Raw genomic sequence first — 956 nt, forward strand, 5'->3', positions numbered from 1 at the left:
TTTTTTCCAGGCTGATGCCGGCCGAATCATTACCAGACACGGCGATATTGCCTTTGTTGATGACGTCTTTACCGATGGTGCCCAGATTACTTGTACCGGTGGATGTGAAGGCGTAAATGCCTTTAGAACCCGTGCCACTAACCGAGAGCTTGCCAGTATTGATCACATCGCCACCGATCTGGGTATTACCCAGTTCGATAGCGCGAGGGGTGTCGCTGTCGATGGTGTTGTCAGCGCCGACCAGGGACATGTTGCCATTGTTGACAAAATTGCCGCCGATCGTAGCGCCGTCAGTAACGATACCTACTGGGGCCATGCCGGAGAGTTCGAAGTTCCCGTTGTTGGTGAGGTTGCCACTGACGGTGGTAGGTACTGCATCGCCGTCGTCCGAGGAATCCAAGTCCAGCGCATCAACGAATTGACCGTGAGCGGTTACATTCGCGTTATTGGTCAGGTCGCCGGTAATGGTTGCACCTTTAAAGCCGGTACCATCTTGATCCGCTTCGCGGTTTGCGTTGCCGGATAGGGTTACATTGTTGTAACTGACTCGAGAGTAAGCCACCTCGCTGGCTCCACTAACATCCTTGTTCAGGTCGGCAGGAACAGCCAGTGCGCTGGCGCTTGCAGCGGTGATGGCCAGGGCCAGGAAGGTCTTGCTCAGTGTGTGTTGGCTCACTTGTTGAATCCTTGCAATGTGTGGGGGGTCCGGCGTCCGTAAGGGCTAAAATTTGCTTCGGATGCTGGCTGCGGAAAAGAGCATAACGACCAAAATCATTTCGACCAGTCAAAATGGGTGGACAAAATCCTCATCCGCAGAACGCCTTTGTAGCAACCCTGATACGTCTCCAAAACGGGTGCTTAGTTAGCACACTACCGTTCGTCAGACAAACTGAACTCTCAGGGAATTTTCAAACCACTGTTTTATATACGTTTTTTTTGAGGATAAAAAATTAATT

At 51.5% G+C, this 956-nt stretch carries 1 pseudogene; it reads right to left on the reverse strand.

The window, feature by feature from the left end:
• A pseudogene (locus tag ACZRN6_RS36515) lies at positions 1-676 on the reverse strand (autotransporter outer membrane beta-barrel domain-containing protein); the annotation flags it as partial.
• Positions 677-956: the final 280 nt, after the last annotated feature.

Source organism: Pseudomonas sp. A125, from assembly GCF_055409485.1.